This window comes from Shewanella sp. BC20 (assembly GCF_003129585.1).
Lineage (GTDB): Bacteria > Pseudomonadota > Gammaproteobacteria > Enterobacterales > Shewanellaceae > Shewanella > Shewanella seohaensis.
This window is the reverse complement of sequence record NZ_NHRI01000002.1, coordinates 214,817-237,227: the sequence shown is the minus strand read 5'-3', so window position 1 is coordinate 237,227 and position 22,411 is coordinate 214,817. Positions and strand designations below refer to the sequence as shown.

General features: G+C 47.3%; 19 protein-coding genes. 4 read left to right on the top strand and 15 right to left on the bottom strand.

Annotated elements, in window-relative coordinates:
• The first annotated feature begins 72 nt into the window (after positions 1 to 72).
• Positions 73 to 1,812: a gamma-glutamyltransferase gene (ggt, locus tag CBX96_RS03535; protein ID WP_109285712.1), complete on the top strand. Its 1,740-nt coding sequence runs from the start codon at positions 73 to 75 to the stop codon at positions 1,810 to 1,812.
• A 266-nt stretch (positions 1,813 to 2,078) separates the two neighbouring features.
• Here the strand turns inward: ggt and CBX96_RS03530 are convergent, their stop codons facing one another.
• A complete protein-coding gene (locus CBX96_RS03530) occupies positions 2,079 to 4,172 on the bottom strand; it encodes a TonB-dependent siderophore receptor (RefSeq protein ID WP_109285711.1) in 2,094 nt (697 codons plus the stop codon).
• A gap of 354 nt (positions 4,173 to 4,526) precedes the next feature.
• Between CBX96_RS03530 and CBX96_RS03525 the strand changes: the two genes are divergently transcribed.
• Positions 4,527 to 4,754, top strand: a complete 228-nt coding sequence (locus CBX96_RS03525; RefSeq protein ID WP_375136844.1) for a hypothetical protein — start codon at positions 4,527 to 4,529, stop codon at positions 4,752 to 4,754.
• A 517-nt stretch (positions 4,755 to 5,271) separates the two neighbouring features.
• Here CBX96_RS03525 and CBX96_RS03520 read toward each other — a convergent pair.
• The 5 genes from CBX96_RS03520 to CBX96_RS03500 form a co-directional block, all read right to left on the bottom strand.
• A complete protein-coding gene (locus CBX96_RS03520; RefSeq protein WP_109285709.1) occupies positions 5,272 to 6,279 on the bottom strand; it encodes an NADP-dependent oxidoreductase in 1,008 nt (335 codons plus the stop codon).
• Positions 6,276 to 6,686 carry a hypothetical protein gene (locus CBX96_RS03515; RefSeq protein ID WP_109285708.1) on the bottom strand — a complete coding sequence of 137 codons (411 nt, stop codon included), beginning with the start codon at positions 6,684 to 6,686 and terminating at the stop codon, positions 6,276 to 6,278. Before CBX96_RS03515 ends, CBX96_RS03520 begins: the two co-directional genes overlap by 4 nt.
• A gap of 5 nt (positions 6,687 to 6,691) precedes the next feature.
• Positions 6,692 to 7,510, bottom strand: coding sequence for an oxidoreductase (locus tag CBX96_RS03510; protein ID WP_109285707.1), 819 nt, complete (start codon positions 7,508 to 7,510; stop codon positions 6,692 to 6,694).
• Positions 7,511 to 7,582: 72 nt separating this feature from the next.
• Complete coding sequence (locus CBX96_RS03505) at positions 7,583 to 8,365, bottom strand: SDR family oxidoreductase (protein WP_109285706.1); 783 nt, start codon at positions 8,363 to 8,365, stop codon at positions 7,583 to 7,585.
• A 70-nt stretch (positions 8,366 to 8,435) separates the two neighbouring features.
• On the bottom strand, positions 8,436 to 9,527 hold the full coding sequence (locus tag CBX96_RS03500) for an alkene reductase (RefSeq protein WP_109285705.1): 1,092 nt from the start codon (positions 9,525 to 9,527) through the stop codon (positions 8,436 to 8,438).
• Between the two features lie 131 nt (positions 9,528 to 9,658).
• Here CBX96_RS03500 and CBX96_RS03495 point away from each other — a divergent pair, with 131 nt between their 5' ends.
• On the top strand, positions 9,659 to 10,210 hold the full coding sequence (locus tag CBX96_RS03495; RefSeq protein WP_109285704.1) for a TetR/AcrR family transcriptional regulator: 552 nt from the start codon (positions 9,659 to 9,661) through the stop codon (positions 10,208 to 10,210).
• 438 nt (positions 10,211 to 10,648) lie between these two features.
• Here the strand turns inward: CBX96_RS03495 and CBX96_RS03490 are convergent, their stop codons facing one another.
• Positions 10,649 to 12,274 (bottom strand): dipeptidase, encoded by a 1,626-nt coding sequence (locus CBX96_RS03490; RefSeq protein WP_109285703.1) that lies wholly within the window; start codon positions 12,272 to 12,274, stop codon positions 10,649 to 10,651.
• Positions 12,275 to 12,546: 272 nt separating this feature from the next.
• Between CBX96_RS03490 and CBX96_RS03485 the strand changes: the two genes are divergently transcribed.
• Positions 12,547 to 14,775, top strand: a complete 2,229-nt coding sequence (locus tag CBX96_RS03485) for a M3 family metallopeptidase (RefSeq protein ID WP_109285702.1) — start codon at positions 12,547 to 12,549, stop codon at positions 14,773 to 14,775.
• Positions 14,776 to 14,874: 99 nt separating this feature from the next.
• Here CBX96_RS03485 and CBX96_RS03480 read toward each other — a convergent pair whose 3' ends face one another.
• The 8 genes from CBX96_RS03480 to CBX96_RS03445 form a co-directional block, all read right to left on the bottom strand.
• Positions 14,875 to 15,372, bottom strand: coding sequence for a GNAT family N-acetyltransferase (locus tag CBX96_RS03480; RefSeq protein WP_164717868.1), 498 nt, complete (start codon positions 15,370 to 15,372; stop codon positions 14,875 to 14,877).
• 34 nt (positions 15,373 to 15,406) lie between these two features.
• Positions 15,407 to 15,955, bottom strand: a complete 549-nt coding sequence (locus CBX96_RS03475; protein WP_109285701.1) for an NAD(P)H nitroreductase — start codon at positions 15,953 to 15,955, stop codon at positions 15,407 to 15,409.
• Between the two features lie 128 nt (positions 15,956 to 16,083).
• Positions 16,084 to 16,677, bottom strand: a complete 594-nt coding sequence (locus tag CBX96_RS03470; RefSeq protein ID WP_109285700.1) for a DoxX family protein — start codon at positions 16,675 to 16,677, stop codon at positions 16,084 to 16,086.
• A gap of 50 nt (positions 16,678 to 16,727) precedes the next feature.
• Entirely contained in the window at positions 16,728 to 17,600 is an 873-nt protein-coding gene (locus CBX96_RS03465; protein ID WP_109285699.1) for a DUF6279 family lipoprotein, read from the bottom strand.
• A gap of 110 nt (positions 17,601 to 17,710) precedes the next feature.
• Entirely contained in the window at positions 17,711 to 18,970 is a 1,260-nt protein-coding gene (locus tag CBX96_RS03460; protein WP_109285698.1) for a phosphotransferase, read from the bottom strand.
• Between the two features lie 134 nt (positions 18,971 to 19,104).
• Positions 19,105 to 19,770 carry a nicotinamide riboside transporter PnuC gene (gene pnuC, locus CBX96_RS03455; protein ID WP_109285697.1) on the bottom strand — a complete coding sequence of 222 codons (666 nt, stop codon included), beginning with the start codon at positions 19,768 to 19,770 and terminating at the stop codon, positions 19,105 to 19,107.
• 68 nt (positions 19,771 to 19,838) lie between these two features.
• Positions 19,839 to 20,099: a YkoF family thiamine/hydroxymethylpyrimidine-binding protein gene (locus CBX96_RS03450; RefSeq protein WP_011626476.1), complete on the bottom strand. Its 261-nt coding sequence runs from the start codon at positions 20,097 to 20,099 to the stop codon at positions 19,839 to 19,841.
• Positions 20,100 to 20,194: 95 nt separating this feature from the next.
• A complete protein-coding gene (locus CBX96_RS03445; protein ID WP_109285696.1) occupies positions 20,195 to 22,393 on the bottom strand; it encodes a TonB-dependent receptor in 2,199 nt (732 codons plus the stop codon).
• Positions 22,394 to 22,411 lie beyond the last annotated feature (18 nt).

The following is a 22,411-nucleotide window of genomic DNA, read 5'->3' as shown; positions in this document are numbered from 1 at the left end:
ATCCAAGGTTGCAATTAAGCCTAATTCTCGGCACATTGCATAGCCAAAATGAAAATAAATTCAGGATTGAATATGCGCCGCGCAGGAACTTTTAGACCTCTTATTCTCGCCATCGCCATGGCACTGCCTTTGTTGTCTTCGCCCACTCTCCATGCCGAAGAGCCTTCGATTTTCAGCCAAATGGCCACGGCACAACCCGTATGGGCAAAACATGGTATGGTCGCCAGCCAAGAAGCGCTGGCCAGCCGCACTGGCATCGAGATTTTGAAGCAAGGCGGTAATGCCGTCGATGCTGCGGTGGCGGTCGCATTCAGTTTAGCCGTCACACTACCCCGCGCGGGCAATATTGGTGGCGGTGGCTTTATGCTCGTCCATCTGGCCAAAGAAAACAAAACCATCGCCATCGATTACCGTGAAATGGCGCCATCAAAGGCGAAAAAAGACATATTCCTCGATGAGAATGGCGATGCGGTAACTAAATTAAGCCGTGAACATGGTCTGGCTGTCGGCGTCCCAGGCACTGTGATGGGTATGAGTTTAGCCCTTGAAAAATATGGCACTATGACCATGGCGCAAGTCACGGCGCCCGCCATCAAAATGGCACAGGAAGGCATTAGCGTGACCCCAGATCTGGCGGTATCCCTTGCAGGCTTAAAGCGCCGCATGAGTCAATGGCCAAGCACGGCAGCCATCTTCTATAAGGCCGACGGTAGCGACTACCAAGTAGATGATATTTTAAAACAGCCAGAACTCGCCCACTCCCTGCAACTTATCGCCGAGAAAGGCACTAAAGGGTTCTACGAAGGTGAAACTGCAGAAAAACTGGTTAAGGCCGTGCAAGAGGCTGGCGGCATCATGACCTTAGCAGATTTACAACACTACAAGGCCGTTGAGCGTGAACCCGTTCGTGGTCAATACCGTGGATATGAGGTGATTTCTATGCCACCGCCATCCTCGGGCGGCGTGCACATTATCGAGATGCTCAATGTGCTGCAGCAGTTCCCTATCGATCAATTTGGCCATAACACAGCGCAAACCATTCATGTGATGGCCGAAACCATGAAGCATGCCTACGCCGATCGCAGCGAATACTTAGGCGATCCCGATTTTTATAAGGTGCCGGTCAAGCAGTTAACCAATAAGGACTACGCCCAAAAAATCGCCAGCCAAATTGCGCTAAACAAAACCACGCCCAGTACCGAAATCAAACCCGGCAATCTAGCGCCCTATGAGAGTGACCAAACCACCCACTTCTCGGTGGTCGATAAATGGGGCAATGCGGTGTCTAACACTTACACCTTAAACTTCAGCTACGGCTCGGGTTTAGTCGCCAAAGGCACGGGTATTTTACTCAATAACGAAATGGATGATTTTTCCGCAAAACCCGGCACGCCTAACGGTTATGGCCTAGTGGGTGGCGATGCCAACGCGGTGGAAGGTAATAAACGTCCGTTGAGTTCAATGAGCCCCACCATAGTGATGAAAGATGGCAAACCCTTCTTAGTCACGGGCAGCCCTGGCGGTTCACGCATCATTACCACCACGCTGCAAATCATTATGAATGTGATTGATCACGGCTTAAACATTGCCGAAGCCAGTAATGCTGCGCGGGTACACCACCAATGGCTACCCGATGAACTGCGAGTCGAAAGCAGCCTGAACCGCGATACTATTTCGTTACTCGAAGCCAAAGGCCATAAAGTGAAAGTGCAATCGGCCATGGGCAGCACACAATCTATCATGGTGACAGATCAAGGGATTTTTGGTGCCTCAGACCCACGCCATTCGGGTAGCGAAGCCGTCGGTTACTAATCACTGATTGGCATACAAGTGATATGCATAAAGGCAAGGAAGCCATGGATTGGAGCGATAAGGCTAAGCGCAAAACTGCTCGATATTGAGCATTCAAGCTAAACCGCTATATAGAATCGTTCAGGAAGAGTCAAGCAAACGACATAAGCAGGTAATTATTAGTAAATGTCGGGCTTTATATTCGCTAATCTCCTATCACTTAGTGATGTGAATGCCGTGTCTTAATAGACACAGCATTCACAGCTCTAGCTTACAGGGAAGATTTTTTAAAAGTTGTAGCTTAGGTTTAACTCAATCCTTCGAGGTTCACCGAAGAAACCTTGATTGTAAAAATCAATACTGGAGTAATATTTTTTATCAAATAAGTTATTGATATTTAGCTGAACTTTAGCATCATCAGTCAGTTGATAGCTTGTCATCAGATTGACTAGGTAATAGCTGTCTTGCTCAGATCGCTCACCATTCGGACCTGCGTCATCTTTGTAAATTTTACTCTGCCAGCTTAAGTTACCGCCAACGATTAAATCTGCGAGTGCACCATCAAAGTGATAAAGTGAAGATAAACGCACCAGATCTTTAGGTAAGTGAGTGCTAAAAGCTGCTCCATCCTGATCTTCTGATTTACTATAGGTATAGCTGAAAAACAGGTCCCAATTTTCTGTTGGTTTACCGTTTAGCTCAACTTCGTAACCTTGGTTACTGGTTCCGTCCACTCCACGCATTGGATAGCTACCATCGGGTAGAGGTGTGGGGTAATTTGGGTCACGTTCTGCTACATTTTCTTTTTGCACTTTAAATACGGCAACGCTGGCGGTCAGTTTCTCATCGAAGAAATCCCCTTTCGCACCCAGTTCTATATTATTTCCGGTCATTGGATCTAAGCGCTTATTGTTCGCGTCTTTTGCATCCTGTGGCTGGAAAATTTCGGTATAGCTGGTGTAAATCGAGATACTGTCGTTCAGGTTGAATATCAGGCCAGCATAAGGTGTAAAAACATCGCTATTGTTGTAGTCATCAGCCGCGTTTGATTCAAATTTATATTGGCTAATGCGGCCACCCAGTAACAACATCCATTGTTCATGTAAATTAATTTGGGTCGCGAGATAGGCCCCCTTTTGAGTTTCCTCTCCTTCTTGATAGATTGGTGTCGACGGATAATTAGGCTCGGTAATTGAGCCATCCCATTCGAAGAAGTTACCAATACTTAAACTATTCAATGGGTAATAGGAATCTGCGGTTGTGTCTTGCTTAGAATACAATAAACCCGCAGTCAATTTATGCTCGCGGCCAAAGAGCTCAAATGGGCCTGAGGCAAATAGTCGTGCGGCATCTTGTTTACGGGTCGATTGATAGATCATCGCCGATGATTTCATACCTAAGCCAGTCGCTTTATCCGGCGCGCCATCGAGATACAGCAAGTGGCCGTCCATCTCATCTTCACGATGTTCGACGTCAAATTTAAGGTCCCAATTATTATCAAAATCATGTTCAAGCGTGGCAAAAACATTCGCGCCATTCCGTTGCCAACTTGACCAAGAGGCTGCAGTTGTGGTCGAGCGAGGTAGATCATTGGCTAAGCTGCCATCCGCATAAAATAGCGGGATACCACCCCAAGTGGAGCCTTTAGGATCGCGGTCACTGTAATCAGCACCTAGGGTAAATAAGGTATTGTCACTGAGTCTTGCCGTTACCACACCATAAATTTGAAGATTTTCATCTTCGGCAAGATCAATATAACTATCTGATTTTTCATAGGCAGCAGCAAAACGAGCCTGCACAGCACCACTATCCGTCACATCAATAGAGGCATCGCCTTCAACACGGTAACTATCCCATGAACCGACTTTGGCGCTGACATAACCACTAGGCGCAGATTTAGGACGTTTGCGAATGAGGTTAATTGCCGCTGATGGTTCACCCGCCCCTGTTAAGAGTCCGGTTGCGCCACGGACAACCTCTACGCGATCGAATAATATGGTGTCGGTTGAAGCGTCATTAAAGAAACTCGAATAGTTAACGGGCACGCCATCAAACTGAAAATTGGTAATGGGATTTCCGCGGGAGCTAAAGAAATAGCGATTAGTTTCGGCTTTTTGAGCATAAATGCCAGGGGTTAAAAACATTAAGTCCGCGACACTATTGAGTGAGAAACTTTGAATAAACTCTTGATCGATAATGGTTACGGATTGCGGAGTTTCCCTAAGAGTTAAGGGTAAACCTGTTGCCGTTGCAGCCTTGTCTAATCGACTCCCCTTGATACTAATGACCTCAATATTGGTCGCGGACTTGTCTTCACTGGCGTAGGTGCTTGGTACGAATAAAAAACTCGCAATGAGTGTCGCTAACAGCGTTTTTTGCATCATGATTCCCCATCATTGTTTTTGAGAGATGCATTTTAATTGAAAATAATTATCAATACACAAAAATGATAACAATTCTCATTACATTTACACTCTAACATTCGTAAAATGTTGGGAACATCACATGCTGTAGGCGAGCCCTCAATTTGGGTCCATGTTGAATGTCTAAGTAGCATCGCCATCTAGAATTTATTCGATATCGTCTGCTTTATGGAGATTAGGATTTACGCTGCAAAAATGAAACTCACCTTCAACCCACCGCCATAGCGCTCAGTCCTGATAAATAAGATTGACTCAGCATCAACTCGCTCTTTATTATCCAGCTCTAACATATGAATTAAAAAGGAATTTATTGTGACAATGTTCTTGCTGATTTTGCTATTGCTCTTAGCTAGCATGATGTTTTTCGGCATGTTGAGTTATTCACTCGGCCGCAAAAAGACCACGAATCCTAAACTCACAGGGATGCTAGGCGCACTATTGGGATTGTTTCCGTTATTAGGTGTTATTTTTTTGATTGTCTTAGTGCTAAAAGCCGACATCACAACCCCAAGCATGCCCCAAGGAAATTGCCTGCTCTAGCTAAAATGCGGTTAACCTACCTGAATTTATTCCACACTTAATTTAGCTCGGCCATATAGTCGCAAAGAGTTTTTAGCCAGAAGAACGCTTCAAGAGACAGTTGGGTTTGTGTTGATTCCAACTGTCATTTCGGATGTCGTTTTTAAAGAAGATACCTGCTCGCTTTGGGACAAAAGCGTGATAGACACTTTGCTCTAATCTCTACTTTTCGGATTATTAAAAGTATGGCAACCTGCTTTTAGTTGCAAAGAGATTGGTGATGAAATCACAAGAGCTAACTGACTGCTGCGACAACACCTATTTTCTGAGTACACTTCCGAGCTTCAGTTTTAATTTCTGCTGTACGGATATGGGAGGTTGCTCAGATCAGGGTTTATTTGTTAACACTTCACTTGAATAAGCAGGTTTACTCATTTAATGAAAAGTCTAAAAAACTCGGTTCAACTAAGCGATATCCATAACATTGCTCTCCGTAAATGCAGCTTATGCGATGCTTATAAATGAATACTGCTGTGTGTTAATCATGCATTTTGACAACAACTTTTCCTTTGGCATGCCCTTCGCCGAGGTAAGCCAGCGCTTGTTTTGCGTGTTCGAATGTAAAGACTTTGTCGATAACTGGTTTGATAGTTTCTGCTTCAAGGAGTTTGCTGATTTCGCTCAGTTGGCTGCCATCGGGGCGAACAAAGAGAAAAGAGTAGCTAACACCTTTCTTGTTCGAGAGGCGGTTGATTTTCAGGCTCATCAAACCAAATACAAAGGCTAATATCCCATTCAGTTTGCGTGCCCGCGCAAAAGCCGCGTCTAACGGGCCAACAAGAGAGATAATTTTGCTTCCTGGTTTAAGGATGTTGATGGATTTCTCTATGGTGTCGCCTCTTGTGGTTCCTAATACGGCATCATAGTTATTTAGCTCTGCTTCAAACGCTTGTTTTTTATAGTCCACTATCGTATCTGCACCAAGACTTCGAACTAACTCAACATTATGGGTACTTGTGGTGGTTGCCACCGTTGCGCCAAGGTGTTTTGCTAGCTGAATCGCAAACGTCCCTATTCCACCTGAGCCCGCGGGGATAAACACTTTCTGACCCGCTTTAAGGTTGGCGCGTTCTTTTAGCGCTTGCCAAGCGGTTAGGCCGACCATTGGGATTGAGGCCGCTTGCACGAAATCAAGATTAGCCGGTTTCAGCGCAGCCGTACTTTCTGGCACCACAGCAAATTCAGCAAGCGAGCCAATACCTAGATCAAAGATGCTTGCAAAAATAGCATCTCCTGGCTTGAAGCGTGTGACTTGGCTGCCAACTTCAGTGACTATTCCCGCTAAGTCGCTACCTAGCGTTGCTGGCAACTTAAAATGCAAAATAGGTTTAAACGTCCCTGTTGGGATCATATTGTCGATAGGATTTACGCCTACAGCGTAGACCTTTACGAGCATTTCATTGGGTTTGATTGTCGGCTTAGGGACATCACTAAACTCAATGATGGGTGATGATTTATGGTATTTTTTGAGGGTGAGTGCTTTCATTGATGTGTTCTCAACTTATTGCTAACGTGATGTTTTTGAATCGATGTGCGCCAAACATACAAAAATGCCAATCCTAAAATCGCTTCTATCAACGCCGCTATCAGGATTTTGTTATTCGCTTGACCGACTGAAAACTCATAAACACCGAGTAATATCAGTATTGTACAAGTTGTTATTATTCCTTTTATGAGCGCTATCCGGGTCGCTGAATGCTCTGCATTTCTAGCCACGAAAAACATGATGGCGAATCCTATATAAAATGCCGCGCTACGGCGACTAACAACACCTGTGCCATCGCTATATTGCACTCCCCATTGCGTTAGCATTTGCTCAGGACATAACATCCAGCCAAGGGCTAAAGCTAGAAACAATAAGGAAGTGAGTATTGCCACATGTCGAAAGCTCACAGGTGTTATCCTCTCTCATCAATCCGTAAGCTTTTACGTATGCCTTTATCCAATACGGAGGCAGGGGCAAATCTGCGTAAAAATCTAAGCTGGCTGGCTGCCTTACCAGCGGTATAACGTAATTGAGGCTTAGTTGCCTGAGCCGCTTTTAGCACCACTTCCGCGACGACTTCAGGCGTGTCGCCACCTTCCATCGCCTCCTCTACAACTTTAGTCAGCTTAGCGCGGATCTTGTCGTATTCAGGAAGCATAGAATCAGGTTGGACATTGTTTGCTTCGAATTTGGTTTTGGTAAACGCCGGCTCGATTAATGACACTCTAATGCCGCGTGTTCGCAATTCATGATCTAACGCCTCCGAGTAACCCTCAACGGCATGCTTGCTGGCTGCATAAAGGGCCACATAAGGCATAGGTACAACACCTATGATTGAACTAATGTTAATGATCCGGCCTGATCCTTGACGGCGCATATGTGGCACGACTGCACGAGTCATACGGACAATACCGAAGAAGTTTGTGTCTAGAATACTCTTGGCTTGTTCTATTGAACTTTCTTCAGCGCCTGCGGGGGCAACGCCAAAACCCGCATTATTAACTAAAAGGTCAATGCGTCCCTCAAGACGAAGCAGTTCGGTAACAGCAGCTTCGACAGATTCATCATTAGTCACATCAAGCGCCAGCATTGGAAAGCGAGCGCCACTCGAAGTTGCCCCACGTCGGCTGGTGCCGTAAACGCGGTAGCCAGCTGCTGCAAGTTTGATGGCCGTGGCTTCGCCAATGCCGGATGAGGCGCCCGTCACCAGCGCGACAAGTTTATTGGTCATTTTTTAAATCCTTAAACAAGGTTTTGATTGTCAATGCCTTAGGAACGCACTGAATTAAGGTTCGAACGTTATTTAGGCTGTTTTATAACGCGCAGCTGCATGCGACATCTCGATGTCTGAAAGCAATCCTTGTCGCGCCTTCTCTAAATCATCCCAACGTGTCTCTTTATGCAATGGCGGAATGGTGACCAGTTCTTTGCGATCGAAACCAACCAGTGCCGCATCGACGAGTTCATTGACTTCCATCATAGGTGAGGAGTTGCTGATATCGATTCCCGCGCGTTCCCAGATTTCGGTATAAGTGCCTGCTGGCAGAAGCGCTTGTACGTAAATGCCTTTAGGTGACAATTCTTGGTGCATGCCTTGAGATAAGAACAAGACGAACGCCTTGCTAGCACCGTAGACAGACATTTGGTATTCAGGTGCCAAACCGACAACAGATGACACATTGACTATGGCGCCTTTGCCTTGTTGGACTAAACGTGGCGTTACCGCATTGGCAAGTCTGGTAAGTGCTGTGATGTTAAGCGCGATCAGTTTTTCGATTGAATCTGATGTTTGTTCAACAAAGCTACCAGATTGCGCGATACCCGCGTTGTTAATCAATGTATCGATACGTGCATCGTCTTGCAGACGTTTTTCAACGATAGCAAGGTCGCTAGATTTGGTTAGATCAGCAGGCAACACATCGACATTGACGTTGTATTCCTGGCGCAAGCGGGCGGCCAGAGTTTCAAGTTTTGCGCCATCACGGGCAACAATAACCAAATCGTGACCACGACGCGCAAAGCGATCCGCATAGATAGCGCCAATACCAGTAGAAGCGCCAGTGATAAGAACTGTAGAAGTTGTCATTATGTTTTACTCTCTAAATAGTTCGTTAAAAAGTCGCGAATTACCTTATGTATTTCGCGAGTTAATGTTTTTAGGCGTTAGCATCGGCCAGCGTTGGGTAATCGATATACCCTTTGGCACCACCACCATAAAGCGTTGAACCATCCAGCTCATTTAACGGCGCGCCTGTTTTCAATCTTTCAACGAGATCAGGGTTTGAAATGAATGGGCGGCCAAGGGCAAATAAATCTGCCTTGCCTTCTGCTAACTGAGCAGACGCCAGTTCGGTGTTATAACCATTGTTGCCCATGTAAGTGTTTTTGAAACGTTGGCGGAGTGAACCGTAGTCAAACGGAGCGATATCACGTGGGCCACCTGTTGCGCCTTCGACAACATGAAGATACACAATGCCAAGCTCATTCAACTTATCCGCAACATAGTTGTATTGTTCCTGTGGATTGCTGATGGAGATTGCGTTTGCTGGTGAAACGGGAGAAATACGTACGCCGGTGCGATCCGCGCCAATTTCTTTACTAACGGCTTCGGTCACTTCTAATAGCAATCGCGCACGGTTTTCAACAGAGCCACCGTAAGAATCGGTACGTTGATTAGCGCCATCTTTTAAGAATTGCTCCAATAAGTAACCATTGGCACCATGGACTTCAACACCATCAAAGCCCGCTTTGATTGCGTTCGCTGCCGCTTGGCGGAAATCTTCAATAATGGTAGGGATTTCATGAATTTCTAATGCGCGAGGCTCAGAAACGTCAGCGAAACCGTTATTCACAAACACTTTGGTTTCCGCTCTGATCGCAGAAGGCGCAACAGGCGCATCACCATTGGGTTGCAAATCAACATGAGAAATACGGCCAACGTGCCACAGTTGAACAAAAATCTTTCCGCCCTTGGCGTGTACCGCATCGGTCACTTTTCGCCACCCATCGATTTGGTCCTGAGTGAATAGTCCAGGTGTGTCTTGGTAGCCTTGCGCTTGCTGTGAGATCTGCGTTGCTTCGGTAATAATCAGGCCCGCTGATGTGCGCTGTGCGTAGTAAGTGGCAGCATATTCACTCGGCACTAAGCCTACACCCGCACGGTTACGAGTTAATGGTGCCATCACAAATCGATTAGCAAGAGTAATCGATCCAAGCTGGTAGGGTTGGAATAAAGCACTATCTGTCATTTTTGCGTTTTCCGTTTTATTACTGGAGAATGACCTTTATGATGACGATCATAATCTAAAAAGTCAACACTTTGATTATGACCATCATCAAAGTATACTAAGCATGATTTTTACGAGGAGACATAATCAATATGAAAGTGACAAAGGCACAAGCCCAAGAAAACCGTGAGCGAATCGTTAGAACAGCTTCGGTATTGTTTCGTGAGCGTGGTTATGATGGTGTTGGCATCGCTGAGTTAATGTCTACAGCGGGATTTACTCATGGAGGGTTTTATAAGCATTTTCAGTCTAAAGCTGACTTGATGGCAGAAGCTGCTGCCTACAGCTTTGCACAATCAAATGCACAAATGTCTGATTTTGACATCGTCTCTTTCGTGCAAAAATACCTCTCTAAGGAACATCGTGATGCACCAGGTAACGGCTGTATCATGGCTGCACTTTGTGCTGATGCTGGACGTCAAGCAGAGCCACTCAAAGAAACATTTTTGACTGGAATTGAGAACCAACTGTCAAGTTTTTCGAATGGAAAAGAGTCTACTTTGGAAGAGCGCAAGAGCAGAATAAACGCAATTGCTCATGCTGTTGGTGCTCTTGTTTTGTCTCGATCTTGTCCTGCTGATTCTCTTCTTGCTGATGAGATTCTTGATGTATGTCGTGAAGACATACTGTCAAAACTAACCTAAAAAATAGAAAGTGTTCCGCAGAGCATCATCGAGCGAAATTGCTGTAATACCTTTAGGGTTTAAAAACGAGATTAGCTAGTACCACATAGCATAAAACGGGTCGAGGCGTTAAATTCAACTATTTCCAAAATTCCTAGGAATGAATTAGCTGTTGAGTATAGATAAGACTCAGTACAAGTTAACGAGCTGTTTCTAACCTTGGTGCCCTTTTATCAAATTTTACATTAATTCAAGTATTGCAAGTTCATTTGTTCAAAGTGAACTTGATTTTTACTCGCAGCACGGAATGGGGCAATAAAAGCTTTTAGCCAGATGAACTGTTGTTATCTTGTGTTAACAATTAAAGAGCAATGGCGGTTATCTAAGATTAACCGCCATTGACTTATAACCGTGCGAAGTAAACCTCCACTCTACGAAGTATTTCACCCATCGCTTTAATTAATCAAGCCCATTAGAAAGCACACTATTTGCCGCAGTTAACTCAATAAAGGCAGCGGTGTACATTTTCAGATTCAGCATAAACTGTTTATGGGTAATAAATTCTTTCTCCGTGTGGCCAGTGTATTCCACGCCCGGCATGGCGGGGCCAAAACTTAAGGCATTGGGAAATAATTTACTGTTGGTTGAGCCGCCAATAGCAACAGGTTTGGGAGATGCTATGCCGGTAAAGTGGGCAAATACATCGAGTAAGGTCTGCTGATGCGGTGCATCCTTCATCACCATAGGCTCGCCCCAATAACTTTCTACGTCGATGAGTGTCACTTGATGCTCAACTTGCCATTTGTTCAGTGCATCCTTGGCTTGGGCGGAGAGTAACTCAGGCGTTTTGCCCACTGGGCGACGTAGATTAATGGTGACTTCCGTCCCTTTACTCGTTTGCGCAACGACTGTGGGAGCCAGCGTTAAAGCGCCCATGAAATCATCTTTATAGGCCAGCTCGCCAAACTGCTCGGCATAAATCCCCAACCCCACTAACTCATTCATGGCGGCGACGGTTAAAGCTGCCGTGGTTTTTGGCCAAGTGTATGGCTGCAGTAATGCGGCCAAATGCGTCACGGCATTCACCCCATCTTCTGGTGTGGAGGAATGGGCCGCCTTACCGTCGGCAAAAATATGTAAGTCGCACACGGCCTGCTCGCAAGTCCGTTCGAATCGATACTTCATCCCCTGTTGGTTGGCCACGCTCGCCTGTAACTGTGCCAATAAGCTTGGGGTGATGGCATGAATTTTCGCCTCGGCTTGCTGTGGCACTTGGCTAGCAAAATAGCCGCCGGAAAATGCCGTTAGGCTCGGGACATTCGTTGCCGCGCCCGGCTCCTGCGTTGACTCGAGATTCGGTACAGTAAAGCCAATCTTACTCCAACCCTTTTCGGCGGTAACCACAGGATACTCAGCATCTATGGTGATATTCATCTGCGCTGGGGTGTAATGGGCTAAAAAAGCCTTTAGCGGATCCCAATCGGACTCTTCGGCTAAATACACCAACAGCTCAATGCGTTTTTCCCGTTTGAGTTGTTTATCTTTGATGGCCTTCATCGCATACATGGCGGTGACAATCGCGCCTTTATCATCTTCAGTGCCGCGACCTATCAGCTTGCCAGGTTCAGACTCGGTATCCAGCACATAGGGGCTCTTGGCCCAGAGCGCGGGATTGGCAGGCTGCACATCGCCATGGGTGACGATGCCCAATTTCTCAACCTGTGAGCGCTGGGTATCGACAACATTGGCATCGAGGCCAATCAGCACCACATAACCGTGGTCGGCATAATCGAGTCCGAGTTCTTGGCTCAAGCTTTTTAAACTCGACTTAAAACCAATGAATGCAGGGTTGGTATCGGGCGTTTGCCCCTCCACCGCTTGGGTATTAAAACTGATTAAATGCGCCAGACTCTCGACCATCTGCGTGTCATAGGTGCTCACCGCATAATCGGCCACCTTAAGCGCATCTTGGCTAAGCGTGGTTGGCGATGCTGCTGCTTGCGTCGATGTCCACAGCGCAGCGGCTAATAGGGAATAAGAAAAACGACGACAGAGGCGCGTATAGTTAAACTGAGGCAATTCCATAGAGGTCCTATTTATTATTTGTATGATTAGGGACTTACATAAAAACGCACCAATGCAATGGCTTTATCCTTTGCCAAATATTGCCTTAGTGCGCGGCTCAGTTTGCCATAGTTCTTCGATTAAAAACCGCAGACTAACCATTTGTTACAAACAAAACACAAAATCGATGGAACCCTTAGTCGGATACATGCTAAACAGTCACCTTAAAATAATATTAATGGTTTGCGTACCATTAATCCGACAGAATAATAATCACCTAACGGGGAATTGACATGAAGGGACTAAGCCTAAAATCACAGGCCCTTAACGCGCCGACACTCAAACCACGCGCAATCACACTAACCTTTAGCGCTATCACGCTCGCCCTCGCCTTAAGTGGCTGTAGTGCACAGCACAGCGATATTGCGGCGCAGGCGAAAGTCGCACCGAATGCCATGTCGGCACAGATCATCAGCCAAAATGCCAGCAACCCATTCTTTAAACCCTATGATACGTTTATGGAAATTCCGGCCTTCGATAAGATTAAGCCCGAGCATTTCCTCCCTGCCTTTAAGGCGGGTATAGCCCAGCAACACGAAGAAATTCAAGCGATTATCGATAATAAAGACAAGCCTACTTTCGCCAATACCATTGAAGCGATGGAGTTTTCGGGCGATCTCGTCACCCGCGTATCCAACGTCTTCTTTAATTTAACTGGCGCTGATACCACTCCTGAGTTGCAAGCGATTTCTAAGGAAGTCTCGCCGATGTTATCGTCTGCCGAAGACGATATCTTACTGAACGATAAGCTATTTCAACGCGTTAAAGCCGTTTACGACAGCAAAGACAGCCTAAAGCTCAACACGGCGCAGGCTAAATTACTGGAAGACACCTATAAGTCGTTCACCCGTGGAGGTGCTAACCTCAGCGAGCAGGATAAAACCAAGCTGCGCGCCCTGAATGAAGAAATCGGCAAACTTAACTTAGCCTTTGGTGACAATCTGTTAGCTGAAACCAATGCCTTCGAGCTAGTGATTGATAAGCAAGCGGACTTATCTGGTTTACCCGCCGATGTGATTGCTACTGCCGCCGAAACCGCGAAAAAGCGTGGCCATGAAGGTAAATGGGTATTTACCACGTCACGCCCGTCTATCACGCCGTTTTTAACCTATGCCGATAATCGCGAATTACGCGAAAAACTCTATAAGGGGTATATCGAGCGTGGTAACAACAATAATGCCAATGATAACAAAGTCATTCTGGCAAAAATTGCCGCGCTGCGCGCCGAACGTGCACAGCTCATGGGCTATAAAACCCATGCGGATTTTGTGTTAGAAGAGCGCACCGCCAAGACACCGGAAAATGTCTATGGCTTACTCAACAAAGTCTGGCCAGCAGCCCTTGCCCAAGCCAAGGCCGAAGTTGCGGATATGCAGGCGTTAATCGACAGCCAAGGCGGCAAGTTTAAGCTGCAAGCTTGGGATTGGGATTACTACGCCGACAAAATCCGTGTCGCGAAGTACAGCTTTAACGAGCAGCAAACTCGCCCTTATTTCTCCCTCGACAGCACTTTAAAAGGCGTGTTCTACACGGCTAATCGCCTCTATGGCTTGACCTTTAAAGAACGTACCGACTTACCCAAATACAACCCCGAAGTGCGTACCTGGGAAGTGTATGATAAAGACGGTAAGCTCATGGCCATCTTTATGGGTGACTATTTTACCCGTGATAGCAAACGCGGTGGCGCCTGGATGAACTCGTTCCGCAAGCAATACCATATGAATGGTGTCGATTCTAAACCCATTATAGTCAACGTGTTGAACTACCCTCGCCCAGCGGGTAATGAACCTGCGTTACTCACCTTCGATGAAGCCAGCACCCTGTTCCATGAGTTTGGCCATGCGCTGCACGGCATGTTATCCAATGTCGAATATCGCTCACAAGGCGGAACGGCAGTTCCTCGCGACTATGTGGAGTTCCCTTCACAGGTCAACGAAAACTGGATGACTCAGCCTGAAGTGCTCGCGCAATTTGCTAAACACTACAAAACTGGTGAAGTGATCCCGCAGGAACTGGTGAAAAAAATCCAAGCCGCCAGCAAATTCAACCAAGGCTTTGCGACCGTTGAATATATGGCCGCCACTAAGCTCGATTTAGATTGGCACACCCTAACCGATACCACGCCTAAGGATGCCGCCAAGTTTGAGGCCGACTCCTTAGCTGCCATGGGATTGATTAATGAGATCAGCCCACGTTACCGCAGCACTTACTTCTCGCATATCTTCGCGGGCGGTTATTCAGCCGGTTACTACAGCTACCTCTGGTCAGATATTTTAGGCGCCGATGCCTTCGAAGCCTTTAAAGAAAATGGCATTTTCGATAAAGCGACTGCCGATGCCTTCCGTAACAACATCTTGTCTAAGGGTGGCAGTGACGACCCTATGCTGATGTATAAAAACTTCCGTGGTAAAGAAGCTGGCATTGAGCCGTTGCTGCGTAGCCGTGGTCTGTTAGCGGATTAATCGCATTCCCTAAGGGGAAAGCAAAAGAGATAAAAATGGGGAGCTTAGCTCCCCATTTTATTGCGCGTAGACGCACTCACTCGCACATAAAACCACTGCTTAGCTGAACAGCTCCACCGGCGCATCGTTAGGGGTAAGCTGCAACTGGGTTTCAAACGACATGCCCAATTTATTCAGCAGCGACTTAGAGGCCTGATTATGCGGGCTGACGATCGCGACAATTCGTTCAATCCCTAAGGTTTTACCGAATTCCAGTGAGGCCTTAGCGGCTTCAAACGCGTAACCTTTACCCCAATACTGTGGCAAAAAAGCATAGCCTAAGTCCACGTCCGCCAGCGTTGGCCGTTTAATCAGGCCGCAAATGCCAATCGGAAAACCATTTTCGGCCAGCACCACGGCAAACAAGCCAAAACCATGCTCGCGATAGCTAATCGCGGGTCCATTGGCGATATAGTCCTTGGCATCTTGCAAACTACGCACACCCTTATCACCGATATTGTCGATAAATCCTTGGGTGTTGAGTAATACCAAAATAAATGACGCATCATCGGGCGTTAACTGCCGCAGCAGCAATCTTGGGGTTTGGGCAACTTGCATACTAAGGACTCCCATTCAGAGGGGATAAACTAGGTTATAGGTAGCGGGCGTACTGGCTGCCATCCTTTTGCGGTTTTTTCGGTGCGGCTACCGCTGGGGTGCCCACGTATAAAAAGCCGACGATTTGATCCTCTGGCGCTAAGCCTAATGCCGCATTCACGTTAGCGTCGAAGGCAAAATCCCCAGTGCGCCACACAGCGCCTAATCCCAGCGCGAATACCGCTTGCTGCATCGCCATCGTGGCGCAGCCCGCTGCGATTTGCTGCTCAAGCACTGGCACTTTAGGGTGTTGTTGGGTTTTCGCCACAACGGTAATCACCATAGGAGCGCGCATCGGCATCCCTTTGGCTTTATTGATAAAATCTTCATCGGCACCGCTGGCTTTAGCCGCGTTGACATAGATATCCGCTAAGGTGTCTAACCCTTGGCCTGTGGCAATAATAAATTCCCACGGTGCTAAGGCGCCATGATCTGGCACTCGAATCGCCGCATCTAAAATGATTTTAAGCTCATGCTCGTTGGGCGCTGGCGCGGTTAATCTTGGGGTGGATTGGCGGGTAAGTAAAAGTTCGATAGCGTCCAAGTGATTATCCCTGTTCTGAAAAATAGGTGCGTGTAAATTGGCTCAAGCATAGCAAATTGCGGCTAAAGAGGTACAAAAAATCCCACGCAAAGGTGGGATTGAAAGTGTTACAAGCAAAGTCACTTGGCTTACTTTACGTTATAACGCTTCGCGATAAAGTAATCGAGACTGGTATAACGCCCGCCTCCTAGGCTAAAGAGTGCCAGCAACATAATGAAGTAGGTCGCCGCGAACTCAATACCATTATTCAGCACCACCAAGTTACCCGAGCTGGTCAACCAATCGTAATTGCCGTATTCCTGCAACAGGGATTTGGCCTTATCCAGCTTATCACCCGCCTCGAGCACCCGCTCATTGGCGAGCCATGAACTGCCATCGGCAATCGCCAGCCAACCATTAGGCCAATGCACAGTAAACGCCGCCACCAGCATGGTTATCATCAAAGGGATAGAAATCAGCCGCGTCGCTAAGCCAACGAGTAATAAAAATGCGCCAAAAAACTCAGTGCCCGCCGCCATCGCCGCCATTAACGTCGGCATAGGTAAACCCAATCCCCAATCGGGATTAGCAAACCAAGCCACTGTGTCTTCAAAGTGCGCGAGTTTGTTATAGCCAGCTTGCATTAGCACTGGCGCGAGATACAGCCTAAGGGCTAAGGAGGCAAGCCCCTCAGCATAACGGCTCGCATTGAGGAATTTTTGATAAAGGTTAACAAGGGACATGGGCAATCTCAGAATTAGATGGAGTTGCCCAATAGACCTTGGCTTAAGGATTAATCTTTCGTGACTTCTGCCACTTTTTCGATCCCCTCTTGATTTAATTCACGAAGATCCTGAATAAGCTTATTCAGCTTTTTATAAAAATGCTTGGACTGCTTCGCCGACAGACTGGCATTGATAGTGAGTAACAAGCCGCCGAAGGCTTCGGTGTTTTGCCTTAAAATGGCGCGGTGTTTTTCCGACTTTAGCTCGTCAGGGCGCGTCATCAGCAGGGTCAATCGTTCGGTCAACAGCGGAATATCGCTGCGCTGCCCAAGGGCAACCTCAAATTGGCGCAGCCATTCGTGGCGGTAATCGAGCCACATGTCTAAGGTCGACAGTCGCTGCTGGTTATATTGATGAATAAGCGTTTTTTGCTCATCCGTTACGCTACCCAGCCAGTCATCAAATTGTTCAATAAGACTCTCATCGGCCTCTTGCTGTAACTGCTCGGGGGTTTTACCGGCAAATTCCTTAATCAATTCCTGCTCGTCTTTTCGCGACTGGGCAAGAATTTGCTTCACTTGTTCATCAGTTAAAGATGAGATGATCGGCAACATTTCCGGCAGTGCAAACTCAAATAGCCGAAACCAATGCCGTTTGGCGAGTGTGACATGCTCGGCCCACAATGCGGGAGTTAAGGTATTGGTTTGGATCTGCTGCTCAACTTCGGTTAGCTGCGCCACATAATGGCCGAGTTCTTCGGATTGGTGCCAAAGTACAAACTTGTCGATAAGCCCATCGACGACCTTTTGCTGGTTTTTATCAAGGCTGACATAGTCATCCAGCTCCCAACCTATGGCCCAGTCGAGAAAATGATAACTAAATTTGGTCGAGCAGGCCGTTAAGCCAAACAGCAACACCAGTAACAACACACCTTTTTTCATCAATTTGCATCCGTTCAGCCTTAGTCATCCTATGACACTGAGGTTAATAGAAAGTTTATTTTTTTAACACAACAACCTTAACCAAGCCGTGGCAATGTGAAACAAAATACTTAGGATGCATGGCTGATAAGTGGCCAGAATTGATCGAACCAGTCGAAGTATTCCTGCTGCCGCTCGCCATGGGTGTGCGCCGCCATCAATAATGCCCAATACACGGCAAACACCCAATACATCTCGATGGCAGCGGGTATCGCCTTGATGGCATCCGAGGTTAAGCCGGTGTGTCCAGTCAGATACTGTCGCACTAACAGATGCCGCTGCGCGGGCGTTAATAGGTGCGTGGCGAGCACAACGGCCAGTTCACACAGTGGATGGGAGGCGGTTGCATACTCAAAATCGATGCAATACAACTGGTTATCTTTAAGCAGTAGATTATGGGGATTTAAGTCGCGATGGCAAAACTGCGGTTTGAGTAAACAATCGGCTAGGGTTGCCGTCCAGCCATGGATCTGCCTTTGAATGCTGAGCAATTGCGCCAATCGGCTCTGCCACGCCTCGCCCTTATCCGCTGCGGCAAAGTCTAGCAACTGCGTGTGATATTCCTGCCATTGCTCAGTGATACTGATGTGGTACGGCCCAGTCGCTTGCTCGCGAAGCTGTTGCAGCAATTGCAGTAACAGGCTGTGGGCGCGATTCGGTGTTATGGCTTCCAATAGGGCGAGCCGTTCGGACGGATACCAAGCCTGCTTGTCCGCTGCGCCCTTGATATCGGCATGAGATTGCAACCAAGCCTCAATATGCGCTTCACCTTGGCAAAAGGTCGCCGCACTGCATTGAGACTCTAGTTCTTTCCAGCTAAATTCTTTCGAGCTTAATTCTTTCGAGCTTAAGTTTTGCAGGGTCAGTTTTTGATAACCTGATGTCATACTTGGCTCGCGTGGCACCTCGGGGTGCTCAAGTGTATAAGTCCCACTTGCCGTAATAGCCTTTTCAATGACCAGATTATCACTCCCCTCAATATCCTCCATCAGCGGCGCAAACTGAGATGCTATAGGGAGACTTGGAAGAGATTGTGCGAAGATATACTGGCTTAGGTAATAACGCTGATCGCCACTCACCCACAGCAACTCGGGGGCAAGCTTTGCCTTGGCAAGATGGCGCCAATAGAACAACTCTTGCTCCCGCGAACAAAAGCTGTCGGCGGCATCGGCGTTTTCACGCAAGACATAATGCGCCGTCGGCGTTTCGATATGATAGTTGTGGTTACTTAATCCATCCGCTAACGGCTGGATTTGGCTGATATCAGTAAGCCCTGCCTGCGCTAATACCGCAAGCAGCGCATCCTTGTCCTGCCCAATAATCGGCGGCATTAGCGGCTTACCACAACAATCATGTTAAATAGCTTATTAGGCATTCGCGGCTTACCACAACAATCATGTTAAATAGCTTATTAGGCATTCGCAGCCCTTGTGTATTGGCTATCATCTGTTGATATCTGCCGCCGTTAGCCGAGTAGTTTTGCAGCGCTCGACTCAATATGGGGATTGCGGCTATCGGCAAGGGCGGCGCGCCAGAGGAAATAGCCAACAACCGCTAGACCAACGTAGAGCACGAATAATAAGGAGGTCAGCATCAGTCCCTTGCTGAGGTAAAGGTAAATCGATACCAGATCGATAACCACCCAATACAGCCAATTTTCCAACACTTTTTTGGCGACTAAATAGGTTGTCATCACTGCAAAACAAGTGGTCGCCGCATCGAGGTAAGGAAAGGAAGCCTGGGTAAAAGTTGCCATTCCATGGCCAACGCCAAGGGAGACAATACCGGTCGCAACAATCAACTTTAAATGGGTTTTCAGCGGCCAAGTAGTCACTTTCACCCCTTGATGTTTGTCGCCGCCTTGGGTCCAGAGCCAGTAACCATAGAGTGCCATGGCCATGTAATAGATATTCAGCACCGACTCCATCAGCAGTGCGACTTTCCAAAATAAGACAGTGTAAATGGCCGTGCTGGTAAATGCCGCTGCCCAGCACCAAACGCTTGCCTTCATGGCCAGTAACACATAGGCCATGGCCAATACCACGGCTAAGGCTTCCCATGCGGTCATCACATGAACTTCCCCTAGGGCCGCATTAACACTATTGACCAGCGTTAACCATAATTCTGTCATTGCCTTGCTCTCACTCTATATCGCTTGCTTGAACCACTTCGCTTTAGCGTTCAAGTTAACTCAGGGCGTTACTCGCTATGGGCTAAATTCAGCTCACCACCAATAAACTTACATACAAACACCGCTTTGCCCCATTTTTCATGGGCGGCTTGCATCTCGGTCGCGAGCATTGCCATCACGTCTTGATAGTCGCCACACACTTGCGTCGCCATGGCATTGGTAACACGTTGAATTGTGGGGTAACTATCCAAGCGATGGATAAACCATTTGATCGGATCGAGATAATTTTCATTAAAGGGATACATGCTAATTTCGGCGGTGAGTTTCATCTTCACTCCTTAGGTCAAATGCTAATAATGCAATCGTCAGGCGGTGACGCAATGAGCGAGCACAGCCTGACATCTGATGTATCATTCTTAAGGGATTACATAAACTTAACGTTTAGTGTCACCCCGATTTGGCGTGGGTCGCCGTAGCGGATATATTGCTTTTCCGCCCAGCCGTTATCCGGCTCATTACCAAAATAGAAACCACGCACGCCATATTCTTCATCGAACAGGTTGCGGCCCCATAAATACGCCGACCAAGCACTCGCCTCGTAACCTAAGCGCGCATTCACAATGGTGTATGGCTCAGAGCGCGAGTCGTTGCTGTCTGAGTAGTAAAACTCACTCTTACCACTCATGTTGACGTTGGCAAACCAACCCGAGTTCGCACGATACGTACCGCCTAAGCTGTAGGTCAAGTGTGGTGAATGGGCCAAATCGCGACCCGTTAAATCCACATCGCTACCGTATTTATCTTGGTACTGGTAATCGCCGTACGCCGTCTCTAACCAACCTAGGCTTGAGTAAAACTGGAGATTATCGGTGGTATACCAAGTGGCGTCCAACTCGGCACCGTAGTTGTGTGAGCTACCCGCATTTTCAGTGTAGAGGATAAAGCGTTGTGGCTTATTAGGATCTTGCTGGGATGCGGCCACTTGCTGATCCTGTCTGTCCATATAGAACAGCGCCAGATTCGTGTCGATAAGTCCTTCAAACCAATGGGATTTAAGACCGATTTCGTAGTTATATAGGGTTTCGGTATCAAACTCTTTTTTATCATTGAGTTCGACTGGCAAGGTCATGTTAAAACCGCCCGCCTTGTAACCGCGCGCCACTCTGGCGTATACATTATGGGATTCATTCAGCACTTTGCTCAGCGCAATATGGCCGCCCCACATAGTTTCACTCGGGTCAAAATTATCATTGTTGGTGTCTGAGTAGTGGCTATTGCGACGCTCGACACGCAGTCCCACAGACAAGGCATAATCGGCGCCTAAATCCGTATCCAGCTGACCAAATACGGCGTAATTAGTTGCTTCATATTCAGAATCTAACACCTCATCGGGCCAAGTATTATATTCAGAATACAGTTGGTTATCTTCTTTAAGGTTCATCGCATAAACCCCAAGTAACCAGTCGATTGAGCCAGCAAAAATACGCCCTTGGTCGGTCGAGCTTAAGCGGAACTCTTGGGATAAGGTCTTACGCTGACCGGTTTTGTCCCAGAAGTAATCGTACTGACAAGGGGCGAGATTGCCCTCATCCTCACATTGCTTGGAGGCCCAATATTCAGGGTTAGCCCAATCGCCATCGTAACTATAATGGTGATCGGTATTGGCAAATGAAGTCAGCGAGGTTAACTCAAACGACTCTGCGCCCGAGTAAGTGGCTTTAAATCCTGCGCCCGTGGTGCGCTGGCTATCGACACCCGGCTGATCCGAAATAGTATGTTTAGGATCGTTGGTTAAGCTCCAGGCATCGTAGCCGTTATCAAAATCGGCATGCAGCAGAGTTAAATCGAGTTGCAGATTGTCGGTGGCATACCAGCGGAATTTAGCTCGGCCAGTAAATTCATCACGGCCATTGGTATCTTCTTTATTTAAATAGAGATTATCGCGATAACCGTTTTGTTGATGTTGCTGCAGCGACACGCGGTACAACAATTTGCCCGAATCGCTCAACGGCCCTGAGCTAAAACCGCTAAAGGTTTGCAAATCGTCATTGCCTAAAGAGACCTCGGCGCCATGTTCAAACACATCGGTCGGGTCATTACTCTTAAGGTAAATCAAGCCCGCTAACGCATTGGCGCCATAGCGGGTACCCTGCGGGCCGCGTAACACTTCGACTTGCTGCAGATCGTACATGCTCGACACCATACCGATACCAGATAAATCAATATCATCAATGATATAACCCACAGATGAGTTAGGCGCACCTTGATATTGCTCCTGCTCTCCTACGCCGCGGATCTGGAAATACTTAGGACGTGAGCTGCCACCCGACCAGTTGAAGTTAGCAATAGAATTCATCACGTCTTCAAAGTGCTGGGCACTTTCATCTTGAATTTGCTGGGCATCGATAACGGTAATGCTCGATGGCATTTTCTCTAAACTGGCACTGCGAAAATCTGCAGTCACCACCATGATTTCCATATCATTGCTAGGCTCAGGTTTATCGATAGCATCGGTTTGCGCCCATGCGGCCGTGCTTAACGCAGCCGAAATGGCCAGCGCTAATGGCGCACGCGTTAACGAAAAGGAGAAGTTGGAACTCTTGGTAGACTTTTTGTTATACATAGGACCTCAAATACATGT

Excerpts from the sequence above, each read along its gene's own strand:
- ggt (WP_109285712.1), top strand. The coding sequence starts at position 73 with ATGCGCCGCGCAGGAACTTTTAGACCTCTTATTCTCGCCATCGCCATG.
- CBX96_RS03530 (WP_109285711.1), bottom strand. The coding sequence starts at position 4,172 with ATGCAAAAAACGCTGTTAGCGACACTCATTGCGAGTTTTTTATTCGTA.
- CBX96_RS03520 (WP_109285709.1), bottom strand. The coding sequence starts at position 6,279 with ATGAAAGCACTCACCCTCAAAAAATACCATAAATCATCACCCATCATT.
- CBX96_RS03510 (WP_109285707.1), bottom strand. The coding sequence starts at position 7,510 with ATGACCAATAAACTTGTCGCGCTGGTGACGGGCGCCTCATCCGGCATT.
- CBX96_RS03505 (WP_109285706.1), bottom strand. The coding sequence starts at position 8,365 with ATGACAACTTCTACAGTTCTTATCACTGGCGCTTCTACTGGTATTGGC.
- CBX96_RS03500 (WP_109285705.1), bottom strand. The coding sequence starts at position 9,527 with ATGACAGATAGTGCTTTATTCCAACCCTACCAGCTTGGATCGATTACT.
- CBX96_RS03495 (WP_109285704.1), top strand. The coding sequence starts at position 9,659 with ATGAAAGTGACAAAGGCACAAGCCCAAGAAAACCGTGAGCGAATCGTT.
- CBX96_RS03490 (WP_109285703.1), bottom strand. The coding sequence starts at position 12,274 with ATGGAATTGCCTCAGTTTAACTATACGCGCCTCTGTCGTCGTTTTTCT.
- CBX96_RS03485 (WP_109285702.1), top strand. The coding sequence starts at position 12,547 with ATGAAGGGACTAAGCCTAAAATCACAGGCCCTTAACGCGCCGACACTC.
- CBX96_RS03480 (WP_164717868.1), bottom strand. The coding sequence starts at position 15,372 with ATGCAAGTTGCCCAAACCCCAAGATTGCTGCTGCGGCAGTTAACGCCC.
- CBX96_RS03470 (WP_109285700.1), bottom strand. The coding sequence starts at position 16,677 with ATGTCCCTTGTTAACCTTTATCAAAAATTCCTCAATGCGAGCCGTTAT.
- CBX96_RS03465 (WP_109285699.1), bottom strand. The coding sequence starts at position 17,600 with ATGAAAAAAGGTGTGTTGTTACTGGTGTTGCTGTTTGGCTTAACGGCC.
- CBX96_RS03460 (WP_109285698.1), bottom strand. The coding sequence starts at position 18,970 with ATGCCGCCGATTATTGGGCAGGACAAGGATGCGCTGCTTGCGGTATTA.
- pnuC (WP_109285697.1), bottom strand. The coding sequence starts at position 19,770 with ATGACAGAATTATGGTTAACGCTGGTCAATAGTGTTAATGCGGCCCTA.
- CBX96_RS03450 (WP_011626476.1), bottom strand. The coding sequence starts at position 20,099 with ATGAAACTCACCGCCGAAATTAGCATGTATCCCTTTAATGAAAATTAT.
- CBX96_RS03445 (WP_109285696.1), bottom strand. The coding sequence starts at position 22,393 with ATGTATAACAAAAAGTCTACCAAGAGTTCCAACTTCTCCTTTTCGTTA.